The 16,112-nt window shown below is 47.7% G+C and carries 15 protein-coding genes, 7 tRNA genes and 1 rRNA gene; 3 read left to right on the forward strand and 20 right to left on the reverse strand.

The window, feature by feature from the left end:
* Nucleotides 1–3: 3 nt before the first annotated feature.
* A complete protein-coding gene (locus AC4EHJ_RS14545) occupies nt 4–768 on the reverse strand; it encodes a hypothetical protein (RefSeq protein ID WP_490976348.1) in 765 nt (254 codons plus the stop codon).
* Between the two features lie 176 nt (nt 769–944).
* Here AC4EHJ_RS14545 and AC4EHJ_RS14550 point away from each other — a divergent pair, with 176 nt between their 5' ends.
* Nucleotides 945–1,250 carry a hypothetical protein gene (locus AC4EHJ_RS14550; RefSeq protein ID WP_490976349.1) on the forward strand — a complete coding sequence of 102 codons (306 nt, stop codon included), beginning with the start codon at nt 945–947 and terminating at the stop codon, nt 1,248–1,250.
* A 66-nt stretch (nt 1,251–1,316) separates the two neighbouring features.
* Here AC4EHJ_RS14550 and AC4EHJ_RS14555 read toward each other — a convergent pair whose 3' ends face one another.
* Together AC4EHJ_RS14555 and bglA are read right to left on the reverse strand one after the other, a co-directional pair.
* A complete protein-coding gene (locus tag AC4EHJ_RS14555; RefSeq protein WP_490976350.1) occupies nt 1,317–1,865 on the reverse strand; it encodes a P-loop NTPase family protein in 549 nt (182 codons plus the stop codon).
* Nucleotides 1,866–1,972: 107 nt separating this feature from the next.
* Nucleotides 1,973–3,412, reverse strand: a complete 1,440-nt coding sequence (gene bglA / locus AC4EHJ_RS14560) for a 6-phospho-beta-glucosidase BglA (RefSeq protein WP_490976351.1) — start codon at nt 3,410–3,412, stop codon at nt 1,973–1,975.
* 189 nt (nt 3,413–3,601) lie between these two features.
* On the opposite strand from bglA, the gene AC4EHJ_RS14565 reads away from it, so the two are divergent.
* Nucleotides 3,602–4,303 carry a GntR family transcriptional regulator gene (locus tag AC4EHJ_RS14565; RefSeq protein ID WP_490976352.1) on the forward strand — a complete coding sequence of 234 codons (702 nt, stop codon included), beginning with the start codon at nt 3,602–3,604 and terminating at the stop codon, nt 4,301–4,303.
* Between the two features lie 135 nt (nt 4,304–4,438).
* On the opposite strand, the gene glmS is transcribed toward AC4EHJ_RS14565, so the two are convergent.
* The 9 genes from glmS to AC4EHJ_RS14610 all read right to left on the reverse strand — a co-directional run bounded on the left by glmS (nt 4,439) and on the right by AC4EHJ_RS14610 (nt 13,892).
* The gene (glmS, locus tag AC4EHJ_RS14570) at nt 4,439–6,241 is read right to left on the reverse strand and encodes a glutamine--fructose-6-phosphate transaminase (isomerizing) (RefSeq protein ID WP_490976353.1); all 1,803 of its coding nucleotides are present in this window, start codon (nt 6,239–6,241) and stop codon (nt 4,439–4,441) included.
* Nucleotides 6,242–6,704: 463 nt separating this feature from the next.
* Nucleotides 6,705–8,054: a phosphoglucosamine mutase gene (gene glmM / locus AC4EHJ_RS14575; protein WP_490976354.1), complete on the reverse strand. Its 1,350-nt coding sequence runs from the start codon at nt 8,052–8,054 to the stop codon at nt 6,705–6,707.
* Nucleotides 8,055–8,170: 116 nt separating this feature from the next.
* On the reverse strand, nt 8,171–9,145 hold the full coding sequence (locus AC4EHJ_RS14580) for a CdaR family protein (protein ID WP_490976355.1): 975 nt from the start codon (nt 9,143–9,145) through the stop codon (nt 8,171–8,173).
* Nucleotides 9,138–9,977: a diadenylate cyclase CdaA gene (gene cdaA / locus AC4EHJ_RS14585; protein ID WP_135502831.1), complete on the reverse strand. Its 840-nt coding sequence runs from the start codon at nt 9,975–9,977 to the stop codon at nt 9,138–9,140. Before cdaA ends, AC4EHJ_RS14580 begins: the two co-directional genes overlap by 8 nt.
* 99 nt (nt 9,978–10,076) lie before the next feature.
* Nucleotides 10,077–10,709, reverse strand: a complete 633-nt coding sequence (locus tag AC4EHJ_RS14590) for an anti-sigma factor family protein (RefSeq protein WP_490976356.1) — start codon at nt 10,707–10,709, stop codon at nt 10,077–10,079.
* 12 nt (nt 10,710–10,721) lie between these two features.
* Nucleotides 10,722–11,285: an RNA polymerase sigma factor SigW gene (gene sigW / locus AC4EHJ_RS14595; protein WP_490976357.1), complete on the reverse strand. Its 564-nt coding sequence runs from the start codon at nt 11,283–11,285 to the stop codon at nt 10,722–10,724.
* Between the two features lie 170 nt (nt 11,286–11,455).
* Nucleotides 11,456–12,364, reverse strand: a complete 909-nt coding sequence (rocF, locus tag AC4EHJ_RS14600; protein WP_490976358.1) for an arginase — start codon at nt 12,362–12,364, stop codon at nt 11,456–11,458.
* A 70-nt stretch (nt 12,365–12,434) separates the two neighbouring features.
* Nucleotides 12,435–12,995 (reverse strand): GNAT family N-acetyltransferase, encoded by a 561-nt coding sequence (locus AC4EHJ_RS14605; protein ID WP_490976359.1) that lies wholly within the window; start codon nt 12,993–12,995, stop codon nt 12,435–12,437.
* 15 nt (nt 12,996–13,010) lie between these two features.
* On the reverse strand, nt 13,011–13,892 hold the full coding sequence (locus tag AC4EHJ_RS14610) for a LysR family transcriptional regulator (RefSeq protein ID WP_490976360.1): 882 nt from the start codon (nt 13,890–13,892) through the stop codon (nt 13,011–13,013).
* A 103-nt stretch (nt 13,893–13,995) separates the two neighbouring features.
* On the opposite strand from AC4EHJ_RS14610, the gene AC4EHJ_RS14615 reads away from it, so the two are divergent.
* Nucleotides 13,996–15,075, forward strand: a complete 1,080-nt coding sequence (locus AC4EHJ_RS14615) for a citrate synthase/methylcitrate synthase (protein WP_490976361.1) — start codon at nt 13,996–13,998, stop codon at nt 15,073–15,075.
* A gap of 70 nt (nt 15,076–15,145) precedes the next feature.
* Here the strand turns inward: AC4EHJ_RS14615 and AC4EHJ_RS14620 are convergent.
* The 8 genes from AC4EHJ_RS14620 to rrf form a co-directional block, all read right to left on the reverse strand.
* Nucleotides 15,146–15,218, reverse strand: a tRNA-Ala gene (locus AC4EHJ_RS14620).
* A 27-nt stretch (nt 15,219–15,245) separates the two neighbouring features.
* Nucleotides 15,246–15,318, reverse strand: a tRNA-Lys gene (locus AC4EHJ_RS14625).
* Between the two features lie 9 nt (nt 15,319–15,327).
* Nucleotides 15,328–15,402, reverse strand: a tRNA-Gln gene (locus AC4EHJ_RS14630).
* Nucleotides 15,403–15,418: 16 nt separating this feature from the next.
* Nucleotides 15,419–15,502, reverse strand: a tRNA-Tyr gene (locus AC4EHJ_RS14635).
* A 23-nt stretch (nt 15,503–15,525) separates the two neighbouring features.
* Nucleotides 15,526–15,601 (reverse strand) — tRNA-Val (locus AC4EHJ_RS14640).
* Between the two features lie 4 nt (nt 15,602–15,605).
* Nucleotides 15,606–15,680, reverse strand: a tRNA-Glu gene (locus tag AC4EHJ_RS14645).
* 49 nt (nt 15,681–15,729) lie between these two features.
* Nucleotides 15,730–15,802: transfer RNA gene (locus tag AC4EHJ_RS14650), tRNA-Thr, on the reverse strand.
* A gap of 36 nt (nt 15,803–15,838) precedes the next feature.
* Nucleotides 15,839–15,954 (reverse strand): 5S ribosomal RNA (gene rrf, locus AC4EHJ_RS14655).
* Nucleotides 15,955–16,112: the final 158 nt, after the last annotated feature.

Consider the following 16,112-nt stretch of genomic DNA (forward strand, 5'->3'; position numbering starts at 1 on the left):
CATTCACCTCTCTTCCATCGCTTTGTAAATCTCCAGTGTTTCTAATAGGAATTCCTTGTCATACCCCGTCCTGCCGTGGATCCGCTCCACCCACTCTGCAAGATCCGCTGCCGGTCGGTCACGGAAAAGCCCCTCTGACGTGCTGAGGAAGCTTTTCCAATCATCAAACTCCCAATGCGCCGTTTCCTCTTTATAAGGCACACGCACTTCTAAAAGCGGTTTCGGATAGACGTGGTTTTGCGAAAATTCCGCTGCTTGCCAGAACACGTTGTCATCTACCGGGTCCAGCTCATACGTTTGCCGCGACATTTTACCTCCTGGCCGGTAATAGACAATTTCCGCGTTGCCATTAGCTGCGGATATCTGGACTTCCGCTCCCGGGAAAAAACCTGCGATCCTTTCCCTGCTGAATGCCGGATCGTCCGCATCTAAAAGCACCGGCTGCAGCCATTGGTCGCCAAGGTCGCATAAATAGCGCCGGCCTCTCTTGTCTTCTGCTACTACTGCCGCATGAGCTTCCTCGGTCCCCAATTCGCTGCCGACCGGATAAGCTTTAATCCCTTCTTTTCGGAATTCGTCCAACAGCCACAACGCCAGATCAAAGCAATTCCCAGTAATGTTATATTGCTGCCGTTGCTGCTTCATCAATTCAACAGAGCGCTGCTTTTGGCCACCAGCTCTTCTGAAAAACCACGCCTTCGTCAAGGTTTCCATCGGGAATCCATCAAACCGTTTCCAGACTTCCAAAATTTCATCAGACGCTTTCATGCCATCAACCTTCTTTGCTGATTTTTTTAATCTTATATGCACATTGTATGCGATGCCATCTTGTTTACTTTCGATTCCGCCGAACCGGAATCCTTTAAAGCGGCACAACCAATCTTAAGTTCTTGCATCTCTCTCGCCGCATACCTCATACCGCATATAATTAGGTTGAGAAAGGAGTGTCCCGAAATGAATTTGTACCAAATCGGCAACGCCACAATTCCTGCTGTGTGGATCGCCACCTTATCGCCCTTGTCATCCCCGCTGTCATCTGGCGTGTCATCAGCAGTAAAAAAATCGGCAAATGGGATTGGAACGCGTTCACTTTATACTTTTTGGTTTGGAAAGCGAACTATATTCTTTTTAACTTCGAGGAATTTTTAGACTTTCCTATGTCCGTGCTGTATTTTAACGGCGGTGCGTTCGGCCATATGCTGGAATTGGCCGCACTGGGGATGGCCGAAAAAAAACACCCTGGCCCCTAATAGGATGCATTACCAGTCCCGCAGTTATTTTTTGTCGCTTTTCTATGTATAATCCAGAACGCGGCGTCAGCGCAGCTCTTTTGAAGAAAGTTTATAGGCTTCCATGATTCTAGCGTGGAGCTCTTCAAGCGGCAATGAACTATCGAGCTTCAGCACCGGACTCTTGGATTCTTCCATTTGGTGAGCATGCTCAGCATACGTTCCGACCATGTCCTTGTCTTCAGCCTTTAAATACGTCTGGCACCATTCCAAAAACTCATTCGTCATTTCTTCATGTTCATTAAGCGAAAATAGGCTGTTCCGCTCGAATTCCCTTGCGCGCAGCCTCTCCAGCCGGAGATCTTCATCAAGAAAAAGAAAAACCAGCAAATTCCGGTCGCTAAAGCCATCTTTGCACCAGGCATAGACAGAACCCGAAGCCACGTAGCTTTTGGAAGATTCCATATCCCTCCGGTACATCGCCAATCGCTCTTCAACAGAATAGCTTTCTGTAAAAATATCATCTTTCCAGATGTAACTGTCTGTATCAATCCATTTCACTCTTTCTTTTTCGCCGATAAACTTCCCCAAAGTGGTCTTTCCGGTACCCGACCCGCCAATAATCTGGATTTTCATTGACCTATTCCCCCTGTTCCAAGTAAACTCTTCTTCCATAATACGACAAAAAAAGCGTTCGTAAAGTGACTTATCACTTTGCGGACGCTTTCTGAAATAGCTTTCTTTTACAATTCCTCACCATTCGTCTGAATCACTTTTTTATACCATTCAAACGAATCCTTTTTAGAACGCTTCATCGATCCATTTCCTTCGTTATCGCGGTCAACGTGAATCATGCCGTAGCGTTTTTTCATTTCGCCGGTTGTGAACGACACAATATCGATGATTCCCCATGGTGTATAGCCCATCAGATCGACGCCATCGTATGTGACGGCTTTTTCCAATGCCTCGATATGGGATTTCAAATAGTCGATTCTTTGCGCGTCATGGATTGAGCCATCTTCTTCGACTGTATCAATTGCGCCAAAACCGTTTTCAACAATGAAAAGAGGAATCTGGTAACGGTCGTAAAGGCGATTCAATACATATCTCAAGCCCGTGGGGTCAATCGCCCAGCCCCAGTCGCTCGATTTGATGTATGGATTTTCTACGACATTCGGCAATCCGCCGGTCACGATATTACCGTAATCACCATTTTGAACATTGCTGTTCACCGTCGTGGACATGTAATAACTAAAGCCCACATAATCCACTTTGCCGTTTCTTAGAATTTCGTCATCGCCCGGTTCCATTTGGATGGTATAACCTTCACGTTCAAACTCTTTTAACACGTAGCTTGGGTAATGGCCGCGTACATGAACATCCGGGAAGAAATAGCGCTGTCTCATTTCTTCTTCTGCCAGCATCACATCTGCCGGATTTGAAGAATACGGATAAATCGGCACATGGGAAACCATGGCTCCAATCTTGAATTCGGGATTGATATCTTTTCCGGCGGATACAGCGAGTGCGCTTGCAAGCAGTTCATGATGGCCTGCTTGGTACATCACTTCTTTCGCATTTTCACCTTCCTGGACAACTACACCTGAGTTTGTCCATAGGAATAGCGGATTGTCTACGTCCATTTTGTTATTGATTTCGTTGAAGGTCATCCAATATTTCACCTTGTCCTGATATCGGTTAAAGCAAACTTCGGCAAACTTGACGAAATGGTCTACTACTTTACGGTTTCTGAATCCCCCGTATTCTCTTGCCAAATGCAGCGGCATTTCAAAATGGGAAAGCGTGATGACCGGTTCGATTCCGTGCTTCAGCAATTCATCAAACACATTGTCATAGAATTTCAAGCCTTCTTCGTTCGGCTCCGCTTCGTCGCCTTTCGGAAAAATCCGGCTCCAGGCGATGGATGTCCGCAAGCATTTTAATCCCATTTCACCAAACAAAGCGATATCCTCTTTGTATTTGCTGTAGAAATCAATGGCTTCGTGGTTCGGATAAAATTTGTTGGCCTCGATTGTTTCGGTTATTTCTCTGGCTACACCGTGCGCGCCAGCCGTCATGACATCCACAACGCTCGGCCCTTTTCCGCCTTGGTCCCATCCACCTTCAAATTGGTGGGCCGCTAAAGCGCCGCCCCATAAAAAATCATTTGGTAATTTACCCATTCTATCTCACTCCCTCTTTAAGAATCGTCATTAATTTTGTTGAATGCCCCTTTATATTAATTGTACCGGTACAATTAATCAAGTAGTACACAATTTAATTAGTATGATAATATTTGATTGGATGAGCTTTTAAAGGCTGTATGTTATAATTCGGGTATCATTTAGACCATAAAGCAAAGAGGTATGCCCATGTTAAAATATCAGCACATCGCAGACGAACTGGAAAATTACATAGAAGAACATAAGCTGCAGCAAGGCGCTAAGCTGCCAGTCCTGCAAGATTTGATGCTCCAGTTCCATGTCAGCAAAAGTACAGTGACGAAAGCATTGGAATTGTTAGAGAAAAAAGGTGTCGTATTTCAAGTTCGAGGCAGCGGGATTTTTGTCAGAAGGCATAAGAGAAATGGCTATATCAGCTTGCTGTCGAATCAAGGCTTCAAAAAAATGTTGGAAGAATTTCAACTCACGTCAAAAGTGATCGAACTCGACGTACGAAAACCGACAAAAGAAGCTGCGCTTAATTTGAATATCGGCGTCGGCGACGATGTCTACTACGTCAAAAGAATCCGGTTTATCCACGGACAGACGCTGTGCCTGGAGGAATCGTATTTCACCAAATCAATCGTCACATATTTGAACAACGAAATCATCACTGAATCGATTTTTAATTACATTACGGAAGGGTTGGGCTTGAGTATTGGATTTGCCGATACGTTTCTTCATGTCAACAAATTGACCGCTGAAGAAGCTCAGTATTTAGAGCTGAAAGAAGGCGATCCCAAACTATACGTGGAATCCATTTTCCACTTAACCAATGGCCAGCCATTCGACTTTTCCAAAGTAACGTATAACTATGTACAATCTCAGTTCTTTGTTCAAGCGGATTTGTAGACTATGAAATATGTGCCTGCCCTCTCTCAGCAGAGGGCAGGCTTTTTCTATTCCTGAACCTAAAAAAAGACGTTCGCAAAAGTGGCTGGCCACTTTTCGAACGTCATTTTTTTCTATATTTATTTACAAACGGATTTATTCCACTGTTACAGACTTAGCCAAGTTGCGTGGCTTGTCTACGTCGCAATCGCGGTGAAGCGCTGCGTAATAGCTGATCAACTGCATTGGGATAACAGAGACAAGCGGTGACAACAATTCATTGACCTTCGGAAGCACAAGGCTGTCGCCTTCTTCCTGCAAGCCTTCCATTGAAATGATGCATGGGTGAGCGCCGCGTGCTGCTACTTCTTTGACGTTTCCGCGGATGCTTAGGTTAACCGCTTCTTGCGTTGCAAGCGCGATAACCGGAGTGCCTTCTTCGATCAAAGCGATCGTTCCGTGCTTCAATTCGCCGCCGGCAAAACCTTCCGCTTGGATATACGAAATTTCTTTCAGTTTCAATGCGCCTTCAAGACCAACGAAATAATCCATTACGCGGCCGATAAAGAAGCAATTGCGTGTAGTTGAAAGGAAGTCACGGGCAATTTGCTCCATTTCTTCTTTCATGTCCACTTGGGCTTGGATCGCGTTTGCAACGATTCCAAGTTCCTGCACGAGGTCAAAGCCGATTTCAAGGCCTTTGGACTGTGCTGTTACTGCTGACAAGATCGACAAGACAGCAATTTGTGCTGTGTATGCTTTTGTCGACGCGACGGCAATTTCAGGGCCTGCGTACAACAATAACGTGTAATCCGATTCACGTGAAAGCGTAGAACCGGCAACGTTTGTGATCGTCAATGATGGGTGGCCCATCTCTTTGATCTTCACAAGAACTTGGCGGCTATCAGCCGTTTCGCCTGATTGCGAGATAAAGATGAATAATGGTTTTTCAGACAGAAGCGGCATGTTGTAGCCGAATTCGCTCGCTACATGCACTTCTACTGGAATGTGCGCCATTTTCTCGATGTATTCTTTGCCGATCAAACCAGCGTGATAGCTTGTACCTGCTGCGATAATGTGAATGCGGTCTGCATTTTTCATCGCATCCAGGATTTCCGGCTGGATTGTCAATTGGTCTGCGCCGTCCTGGTAAGCTTGAACGATTTTGCGCATAACTGCAGGCTGCTCGTCAATTTCTTTCAACATATAATGAGGGTATGTCCCTTTTTCGATATCGCTCATGTCGATTTCCGCTGTGAACGGTTGGCGGCTTACCACTTCACCGTCCAATGTTGAAATTTCAACGCTGTCTTTGCGGACGATGACGATTTCTTTGTCCATCAATTCCACAAATTGGTTCGTGACCTGAAGCATTGCCATTGCATCACTTGCGACAACATTAAAGCCTTCACCAAGTCCAACAAGCAACGGGCTCTTGTTTTTCGCAACAAAGATCGTCTGCGCTTCTTCAGCGTCCAATAACGCGATTGCGTATGAACCCTTCAACAATGTCAAAGTTTTGCTGAACGCTTCTTTTGTCGTCATGCCTTCTGCAACTAGCTTGCCGATCAACTGGACGATTACTTCTGTGTCCGTGTCTGAATCCATTTCAACGCCAGCCAAATAATCGCGCTGCAAATGATGATAGTTTTCGATAACGCCATTATGGACGATCGTGAAGCGGTCCGAAGTATTTTGGTGTGGATGGGCATTGACTTTATTCGGTTTGCCATGAGTCGCCCAGCGCGTATGCCCAATTCCCGTCGTTCCCATTACTTCATCTGCTACGATTGCGCGCAAATCAGCAATGCGGCCTTTTTCTTTGAATACTGTGACGCCTTCACCGCCGCGCACTGCAATACCCGCTGAATCGTATCCACGGTATTCCAATCGTTCCAACCCTTTTAACAAAATTTCCTTTGAATCATTTTCCCCGATATATCCTACAATTCCACACATTTTAAATTCCTCCATTTTCCTATAAGTCAAAATGAGCGTTTGCCTACGTTCGCAAACGCTTCCGATGAGCCCATCCACACCGTTGTCCAACCGATCACTCAGCTGTTTTGGATGCAAGATATTACGACCGGGCTTCGCGGCCGGGAGGTATCCGCCGAAACATCGATACTCCTCCTCCTCGTCTACTGGAAACAGATTTGTCCATCCGATTTTTCCAGTACAGGCGCTTCAACTATTTTCCTTGTACGCTTTGCTATCCCCCTTTTCCTGCGGCCCGAAATAGGCAATTTCATCATACCTCCCAACACTTGGAAAGTCAATGAAACCCCATTGAAATAGGGCTTCAGGACCCTGTTGCGCCTTTAAATGACCCCATTCTTTTTGGAAGCGCTTTCTTTATTGGCTATTAAAAAAAGCTCTTGCTGGCCATTTTCATGGCATTCAAGAGCTTCCTTCAGCTATTTTATTTCATGCCCATTTCTGCGCGCACGACTTCGGCAATGCGTTCTACATACTCTTCACAAGCAGCAGCGGATGATGCCTCAACCATGACGCGAACCAATGGCTCTGTTCCGGATGGGCGCACCAGCACACGGCCGTTGCCTCCCATTTCCGCTTCGACTTCCGCAATTTTTGCAGCAACTTTCGCATTGTCAGTTACAGCATGCTTATCGGTGACGCGGATATTCACCAGTTTCTGTGGGAAGATCGTCATTTCTCCAGCCAGCTCCGACAATTTCTTGCCGGTCACTTTCATGATGTTCACCAATTGAAGGCCTGTCAACAAGCCGTCGCCGGTTGTATTGTAATCCAGGAAAATGATGTGGCCCGATTGCTCGCCGCCCAGATTGTATTCGTTCTTTTTCATTTCTTCAACCACGTAGCGGTCACCGACAGCGGTCTGTCTGCTTTCCATTCCGTGCTCTTCCAATGCTTTGTAAAAGCCCATATTGCTCATAACAGTCGAAACGACTGTGTTCTTTTTCAAACGGCCTTCACCATGCAGGTATTTCGCGATGACGTACATGATTTGGTCGCCATCGACAATCTTGCCTTTTTCGTCCACCGCGATCAAACGGTCGCCGTCGCCATCAAATGCAAGACCGATGTCGGCATTTTTAGCCAATACCAATTCTGCTAACTTCTCCGGATGCGTCGAGCCCACTTTATCGTTGATATTCAAGCCGTTCGGTGAAGCACCCATTGATGAGATGTCAGCATCCAGATCTGCGAAAACATGCGTCGCCAATGTTGAAGTCGCACCATGTGCGCAATCCAACGCTACATGGATATTTGTGAACTCTTCATCTACTGTCTGCTTCAAGTACTGAATGTATTTTTGACCGCCTTCGAAATAATCCGTAATGCTGCCAAGGTCTCCGCCTGTCGGACGCGGCAATAAATCTACTTCGCTATCAAGCAGCGCTTCGATTTCCGCTTCCTGGTCGTCGGACAGTTTAAAGCCGTCCGAACCGAAAAACTTGATGCCGTTGTCTTCTACCGGGTTATGAGAAGCTGAAATCATGACGCCTGCTTCAGCGCTCATGACACGCGTCAAATAAGAAACTCCCGGTGTGCTGATGATGCCGAGGCGCATTACTTCCGCCCCTACTGACAGCAAGCCTGCAGCCAATGCGCCTTCAAGCATTTCCCCTGAAATCCGCGTATCGCGGCCGATCAATACCTTCGGCTTTTCTTTCGAACTCTTTGTTAATATATAACCGCCGAAGCGACCTAATTTAAAAGCTAATTCAGGTGTCAGTTCGCTATTAGCTACACCTCGCACACCATCAGTTCCAAAATATTTACCCATTATGTTCTCTCCTTTTGACTCTATCTTCATTACAGAATAATCCATTTTTATACTTTAATGCATTTTGCGCAAAACAGCAAAATTCAAGAAGGGCTTTTGCCGAAATTCGGCAATTTTCAAGTGCCTGCAGGCATCTCAAGCTCATTCTCGACCGTTATATCCGCTTCAACCGTGATCTTTTCCGGATCCAGTGAAGTGATTCCGTTCGGCAGCAGCAAATCGATATCGAGCTCTGAATTAGCAGCTGTGATATCCGCTACATCGACCTCCACCGGCAATTCCGCGATCTCGTCGACGATGTTTTTCGGCCCATAAATCCGGACATTCTCTACAGAGGATTCCAGTGAATTGATGGTGATGCCCGCTGGCGGCTCGCCGCTTTGGCTCAAGCTCACAGGCACTTCCTTGCTGTATTCTTCGATACCGACCGCCACTTGGACCGCTTCAGGCTCAATCGTGACATTTTCAAGCTTCGTCAAATCATTGGCAAGGACGCGCACGCGCGCCTCTGTTTCAAACGACTTGTTGATGCCGGGCTCACCCGTAATGGTTGCTTTAACAAAGCTGATAGAGTCAATGACGCTTTTCGGCCCTGTCACCATAACGGAATTCGGATCGGCCACCATGCTCTCGAGCACGAAGCCCTCTGCAAGAAGGCGTTCGTTCAATTCCGGATCGATGCGGAATTCCTGGCTTACTCGTTCCTCAATGTTGATTTCAACAAATGCCGGGTCCATCTGCACCCGCAATTGCTCAGACAAATTCTCTGTCTGAATTGAAATGCGGTGCTCTCCCATTTCCAAGTCCCGCAAATCGACGAATAACGTAAAATCCTTTAATTGGCGCGTAGTCTGCACGACGCTCGTCGGACCTGAAATCGTCAAGTCCACCGTCTCAGGCAGGCCGCTAACCATTAAATTGGTGTCATCATAATAAACTTCCAATGCCACATCTTCAATTTTTTCAGTAATTGTTCCGCTGTCGACTGCGCTATTCGTATCATCAGCCGCTTTGACGGAAAAGAATAACAGGAATGCGAGCAACAATGCCATGATCCGTAAAAACCAAGGGCTGTCCATCAAATTATCCATTCTTTTTCCCCCTCCAGTTCCACCAGGAAGAATCCGCTTGCTGTTGCTGTTCGGCTCCGAACCAGATTCTGCGCAATTTCGCTTCAAAATCCTCGAGCGACAAGTTGCGATGCAGATCGCCATTGGCTGTCAGGCTGATTGCACCTGTCTCTTCTGAGACAATGACTGTAATAGCGTCTGTCACTTCACTGATGCCAAGCGCTGCCCGGTGGCGCGTTCCCAGCTCTTTTGAGATAAAAGGGCTTTCTGACAGCGGCAAATAGCAAGCCGCCGCTGCAATCCGGTTTCGCTGGATGATAACTGCACCATCGTGCAAAGGCGTATTGGGAATGAATAAATTGATCAATAACTCTGACGTAATGTCGGAGTTCATCGGAATTCCCGTTTCGATGTATTCACTCAATCCGGTTTCGCGTTCAATCGAGATTAACGCACCGATTCGGCGTTTCGCCATATAGCTGACTGACTTGACCATGGCTTCGATCAATCGGTTGCGCTCAGATTCTTCGTTCAGCGTGCTGCTGGAAAATAGCTTTCCTCGCCCCAGCTGCTCCAATGCGCGGCGCATTTCCGGCTGAAAGATGATGATGATAGCCAAAAAGCCCCAATTCAGAACTTGTTGCATGATCCAGCCGAGCGTCTCCAAATTGAGCGCTTGGGTAATCAGATACGCAATGACGATGAAGAATATCCCCTTCAATAATTGGACAGCCTTAGTCCCTTTAATGAGGGTGATCAATTTATAGACAACGAACCATACTAATAAAATATCAATGACATTCACTAAAAGTTCGAGTGGTGTTTGATTTGTTAAATTATCCAAAAACGGCATCTGCAACCCTCGCTTTTCAACATCTGCATATACTTTAGTATATCATAACCCGATTTTACTTGCCCCGAAAGAAAAAACCTATCCCTGGAAGGATAGGCTCTACTTGTCTTCACTATTGTTGCTGCTGAAAATAGCGGCAGCATCTTTTGAAACTTCCTTGATGCCGTACCACAACCATTCGAAAATCTGGTCGATTTCTTCAATTTCACCGGTAATCACACCGCTCGAAGCCATAAACTGGCCGTTGACGATCGTCACGTCGCCGTTTAGTTCGCCTTCTACCCTAAGATCGCCATTGCGGATGGTCAAATCGCCGTCGACGACCATTCCTTTCGGTACAATGACCGTTTCGTCCTCTACCTGCAGATTCGGCTGTTTGGTGAATGCAAATTGCTGGTCTTCATTGAAACTCGTAAACAGCGCAGCGCTCATCATCAAGATGAACAACGCTGCGGCTGTAACGAACGGGTGCTGCCTGAACCAGCGCTGGGCACTGCCGCGTTTCTTTTCTTTTGGCAGCCGCTCCATCGTCTTCTGGACAAAACTGGCAGGCGCCTGTATATGCGAAGCACTTTGCACTAAGGCAATCGTCTTGGTCAATTCATGATACATCTTGCGGCAATCGCTGCAGCTTTCCAAATAGCCTTTCAGCACCGCTTCATCTTCGGGCTCTAAATCCCCGTCTAAATAATCATCCATGAATCGGATGATTTTTTCCGGACACGTCGTCATCGTGCTCGCCTCCTACAAATTGCTCAATTGCTTCCGAAGAGCTTCTCGCCCCCGGTGTATACGCGTCTTCACGGTACCAAGCGGCAAATCCAAAATTTCGCTGATTTCCGCCAGCGGCAATTCTTCAATGTACTTTAATACAATAGCGGCACGGTACTTATCTGGCAAGCGGCTAATTTCATATTGTACCCGTTCCTGTACTTCCATCTTCATCAATTCTTCTTCCGGTAGTTGGTCGTCATTCGCAATCGACGAGTACATATTCAGCCCTTCTGTGCCGCGTACTTCCGCATCAAGGTGATAATCCGGCTTTTTCTTGCGGATCCGGTCAATGCATAAATTCGTCGCGATGCGGTAAAGCCACGTCGAAAACTTCCGCTGCTGGTCAAAGGTATGCAAATTCACATAGGCGCGTGTGAAAGCCTCCTGGGCGATGTCTTCCGCTTCGTGCCGATTGCCGAGCATGCGATAGCAAATTTGGAACAGCTGGTGCTGGTACAATTCAACAATCTCTGCAAATGCCTGTTGATCCCCTTTTAACACTTGTTTTATTCGTTTATTCACTAAAGCATCCATGCTCTCATTTCCCTCCGCCTATGCGGCTGTCTTTTATATACGGATTACTTTTCATAAAGTTTCATTTTATTTCTCAACTTCTATCCTAACAAATCTTGCCCAGAAAATCCCATCTTATTTAAATTTCAATGAATAAAAAAGCCCATAAAAAAAACAGGCTTTCGCCTGTTTTATAGTAGTTTTTCCCCTAGTAAGGAGCCGATTAGCGCTACAGCAACATCCGCTGTGCGGTTTTTCTCGTCAAGAATCGGATTGACTTCCACAAATTCCGCAGAAGTGATGATCCCGGCATCGAATAATAATTCCATTGCCAAATGGCTTTCACGGTACGTGATGCCGCCTGGAACTGGTGTGCCGACACCTGGCGTGTACATCGGGTCAATGCCGTCGAGGTCAAGCGACAAATGCACAGCGTCCGTACGGCGTTCTTCTTTCAAGTACTGGATCGCGTCATCGATGACGGCATGCATTCCCATGCTGTCGATTTCGTGCATGCTGTATACGCGGATGCCGAGTTCTTTGATCAATTCACGTTCTCCTGGGTCAACCGAACGTGCGCCGATGATAACGATGTTCTCCGGCTTCACTTTTGGTGAATAGCCGCGGATATGCGTCAATTGCTCATGGCCTAGGCCGAAGCTTGCCGCAAGCGGCATGCCGTGGATATTGCCGGATGGTGAAGTGTCGCTCGTGTTCATGTCTGCATGCGCGTCGTACCAGATGACGCCCAAGTTTTCATGGCGTTCAGAAATGCCGGCCAATGTGCCGATTGCGATGCTGTGGTCTCCGCCAAGTACGAGCGGGAAATTGCCTGCTTCTGCCACTTCAAACACTTTCGCGCCCAAAGCTTCAGTCGCTTCCGTGACAATCTTCAAATTGCGCAAATTCGTGTCAGCATCAAGTTTGCCGTCTGCCTGTCCGATTTGGATGTCCCCTTCATCTGTCACCGAGTAGCCCAGGCTTTCAATGCGGTCTACAACGCCCGCATAGCGGATTGCGCTTGGCCCCATGTCTACGCCGCGGCGGTTCTGTCCATGGTCCATTGGTACACCAATAATCGAGATGTTCTTTTTATTCATTATTTTATACCCCCTTTGAAGTCTAAGTCCATTGTAACTTCTCTTGTTGCAATGGCTCAACCTGACAAATTTAAGTATATTTATTCATTTTATTAATCAAACGTTCTTTGACATTCGGCCATTCACTGTCGATGATTGCGTAAAGCACAGCATCCCTTGGCTTGCCGGTCGATCGGATCCGTTCGTTGCGGATCACTCCTTCTTTGACAGCGCCAAGCCTTTCCAGCGCTTGTTGAGAACGTTGATTTTCTGCATCGGTTTTAAACTGGACACGGATCATGCCCATTTCTTCGAAGCAATGCGCTAGCAGCATCGTTTTTACAGCCGTATTGACGTGGCTGCGCTGTGCGGATTCGGCATAGAAAGTGGATCCGATTTCGCAGCTCCTGTTTTTGCGGTCGATCATAGCAATCCGCGTCGTGCCAATGATTCTTCCAGTTTCCATCTCCTCCACCACAAATCCCAGCACATTGCTGCGGCCGATTCCCGCCTCGATCCATGCTTTCATCTCGTCGAAATTCTTCACTTTCGTCAGCATATGCTCAAAAATAGCCGGTGTGTGTAGTTCCCACAAAGCCTGTATGTCACTGTGTTCTAACGTCCTTAGCCGTACCCCAGAATGTTCCATCATTACAAATCACCCTTTCTAACTGAAATGGACCGCTTGGATGCGCTCTAAAAATTCACGTTCCAACGCACCCATCTCTTTCACTAAATAATAAGTCAAAACTTCAGGCAGCGGAAACAAATCGAAATGGGCATCCATCAGCCTGCCTTCGATCAACTCGCGCCGCACCATAGAAGCCGGCAGAAACGACATGCCAAGCCCTTCCTGGATAAAGCGTTTGGCGATGTGGGTTTGCGTCACTTTCATCGTCCGCAAGCCCGGCATGTCCCGCCGCAGTTTCAGCAGCAACTCGTCCCAAAAGACCGGATGGTGATGAGTAAACAAAAATGCCGATTGCAGCACCGTTTCAATGGAAATGGCGGGTCCGCCCTCATCATCGTAAGCATCCCTTGGCAAGATGAACAAGAGCCGGTCGCGGTAGGCAGTTTCGTGGATCACACTGCGCCGCACCGAAGGCAGCGCAGAGAGGCCCGCAGATACCTCCCCGGTGTCCACAAGCTCCTCAATCCCTTCCGACTCTTCTACGCGGATAACAAGTTCAATGTCCGGATGGTCCCGCATGAACGACTTCAATATATAAGGCAGAACTGTTTCCGCCATCAGCGGCGAGATGGCCAATGTCCATTTCTTCCGGTAGCCTTGTTCAAACGCATGAAGTCCTTCGATGCTCCGCTCAAGCTGATTGAGCACACCTTCTGCCTGTGGTTTGAATCGCCGGCCCGCTTCCGTCAACGCCACTCTGTTATTTTCCCGTTTAAAAAGCGCAATGCCCAGAAATTCCTCCAATAACTTAATATGCACCGTAACATTCGGCTGTGACATTAGCAGGCGTTCCGACGTCTTGCGGAAGTTTCCTGTTTCAGCAGCATCAACGAACGTTTTCAGCCACGCCAATTCCATATTGCCCTCTCCTTTAATTAAATATTTTGATTGATTCAATTATATATCTTTAATTTTCATTATCATAGATGCGGAGTATGCTGATAAAAAAGGAGGAATTCACATGTTCCAGAAAGGCTTAAAAGGCGTAGTAGCTGTACAAACTAAAATCGCCTCGGTTGACGGGGATAAAGGCGAGCTGAAGTACCGCGGACTGCCGGTAGACAAGGCAGTGGAGGGGAAAACATTTGAAGAAACCGCGTTTTTCTTGTGGAACGGCGCTTGGCCGGAGGAAAATGAATTGCATGCACTCGTGGAAGGGCTGAAAAAAGAACGCATCTTGCCCGCACACGTAGCAGCGATTGCAGAACTGCTGCCGACCGATGTTTCGATCATGGACAACCTGCGGACGCTCGTTTCGGCTTTCAGCAGTACCGAATTCAGTCAGCGCAGCCCGAAAAACCAGGCATTTGCGCTGACCGCAGCACTTCCGGTGATGGCAGCCATGCTTTATCGTTTAAAACAGGGCTTGAAGCCCGTAGAACCGCGCCAAGACCTTGGCCACACTGCAAATTTCCTGTGGATGCTGTACAGCCAGGAGCCCGCAAACGTGCATATTGAAGCTTTGGACACATACTTGAAATTGACCATGGAACACGGCATGAACGCTTCTACTTTTGCCGCACGCGTCACCGTATCCACTGAATCAGATATGGTAGCAGCCATCACGTCCGCTCTTGGAACGATAAAAGGCCCTTTGCACGGCGGAGCTCCTTCCGGCGTCATCGACTTGCTGGAGGAAATCCAAACGCCCGCCCGCATCGAAAGCGTCATCCGAACCAAATTGGAGAGCGGCGAAAAAATCATGGGCTTTGGCCATCGCATTTACCGCACCGAAGATCCGCGCTCAGTCATCCTCCGAAAGAAATGCCTCGTTTTGCAAGGCGAGGACAATTGGCTCGATCTGGCGACGGCCGCCGAAACAGAAATCATCCGGTTGTTAAACCTCCATAAACCGGGACGCGCGCTGCACACGAATGTTGAATTCTACGCAGCCGCCATCATGCGCTCGATCGACATGCCGCCGGAATTGTTCACGCCGTCCTTCAGCATTGCCCGCATCGTCGGATGGACCGCCCATGTCTTGGAGCAGCAAAGCGACAACGTTATATTCCGGCCGCAATCGGAATACGTCGGAAACTAAAAAAAGGCCGCATCCAATTGAATGGATGCGGCCTTTTTACACATGGATAGTACAAATACACATGGAACAATGGAGCCTAGGGGGCTCGAACCCCTGACCTCGTCACTGCCAGCGACGCGCTCTCCCAGCTGAGCTAAGGCCCCGCGCTGAACAGGCGCAAGAAATAAAGATGAGCCATGAAGGATTCGAACCTTCGACCCTCTGATTAAAAGTCAGATGCTCTACCAGCTGAGCTAATGGCTCATAAAAAAATGGCTGGGGTACCTGGATTCGAACCAGGGCATGACGGGATCAAAACCCGTTGCCTTACCGCTTGGCTATACCCCAATGCCTGATATAAAACTGGTGGTGGGGGGCAGATTCGAACTGCCGAACCCGAAGGAGCGGATTTACAGTCCGCCGCGTTTAGCCACTTCGCTACCCCACCGCTATTTAAATTTTTAAAAAACATGGTGGAGGATGACGGGATCGAACCGCCGACCCTCTGCTTGTAAGGCAGATGCTCTCCCAGCTGAGCTAATCCTCCATAATGGTGACCCCTACGGGATTCGAACCCGTGTTACCGCCGTGAAAGGGCGGTGTCTTAACCGCTTGACCAAGGGGCCTTGATCATTTTTTGTTTAATCTTTTTACAGAAACCTCTTTGTAAAAATAAGCTCCCAACCGGATTCGAACCGGTGACCTCTTCCTTACCATGGAAGCACTCTACCTGCTGAGCTATGGAAGCATGGCATTAGAATAATTAAGGCAAAAAATATAAATAGACCAGCGACGTCCTACTCTCACAGGGGGAAACCCCCAACTACCATCGGCGCAAAAGAGCTTAACTGCCGTGTTCGGGATGGGAACGGGTGTGGCCTCTTTGCCATCATCACTGGACTATTTTCTTGAGTGCTTGCGCCCTCAAAACTGGATATTCGACATTGAAACGAAACGGGCAATCCGTGCCCACGGTTTTGGTTAAGTCCTCGATCGATTAGTATTCGTCAGCTGCACGTGTCGCCACGCTTCCACTCCGAACCTATCTACCTCATCGT

The organism is Planococcus sp. TJ-301 (assembly GCF_058268475.1).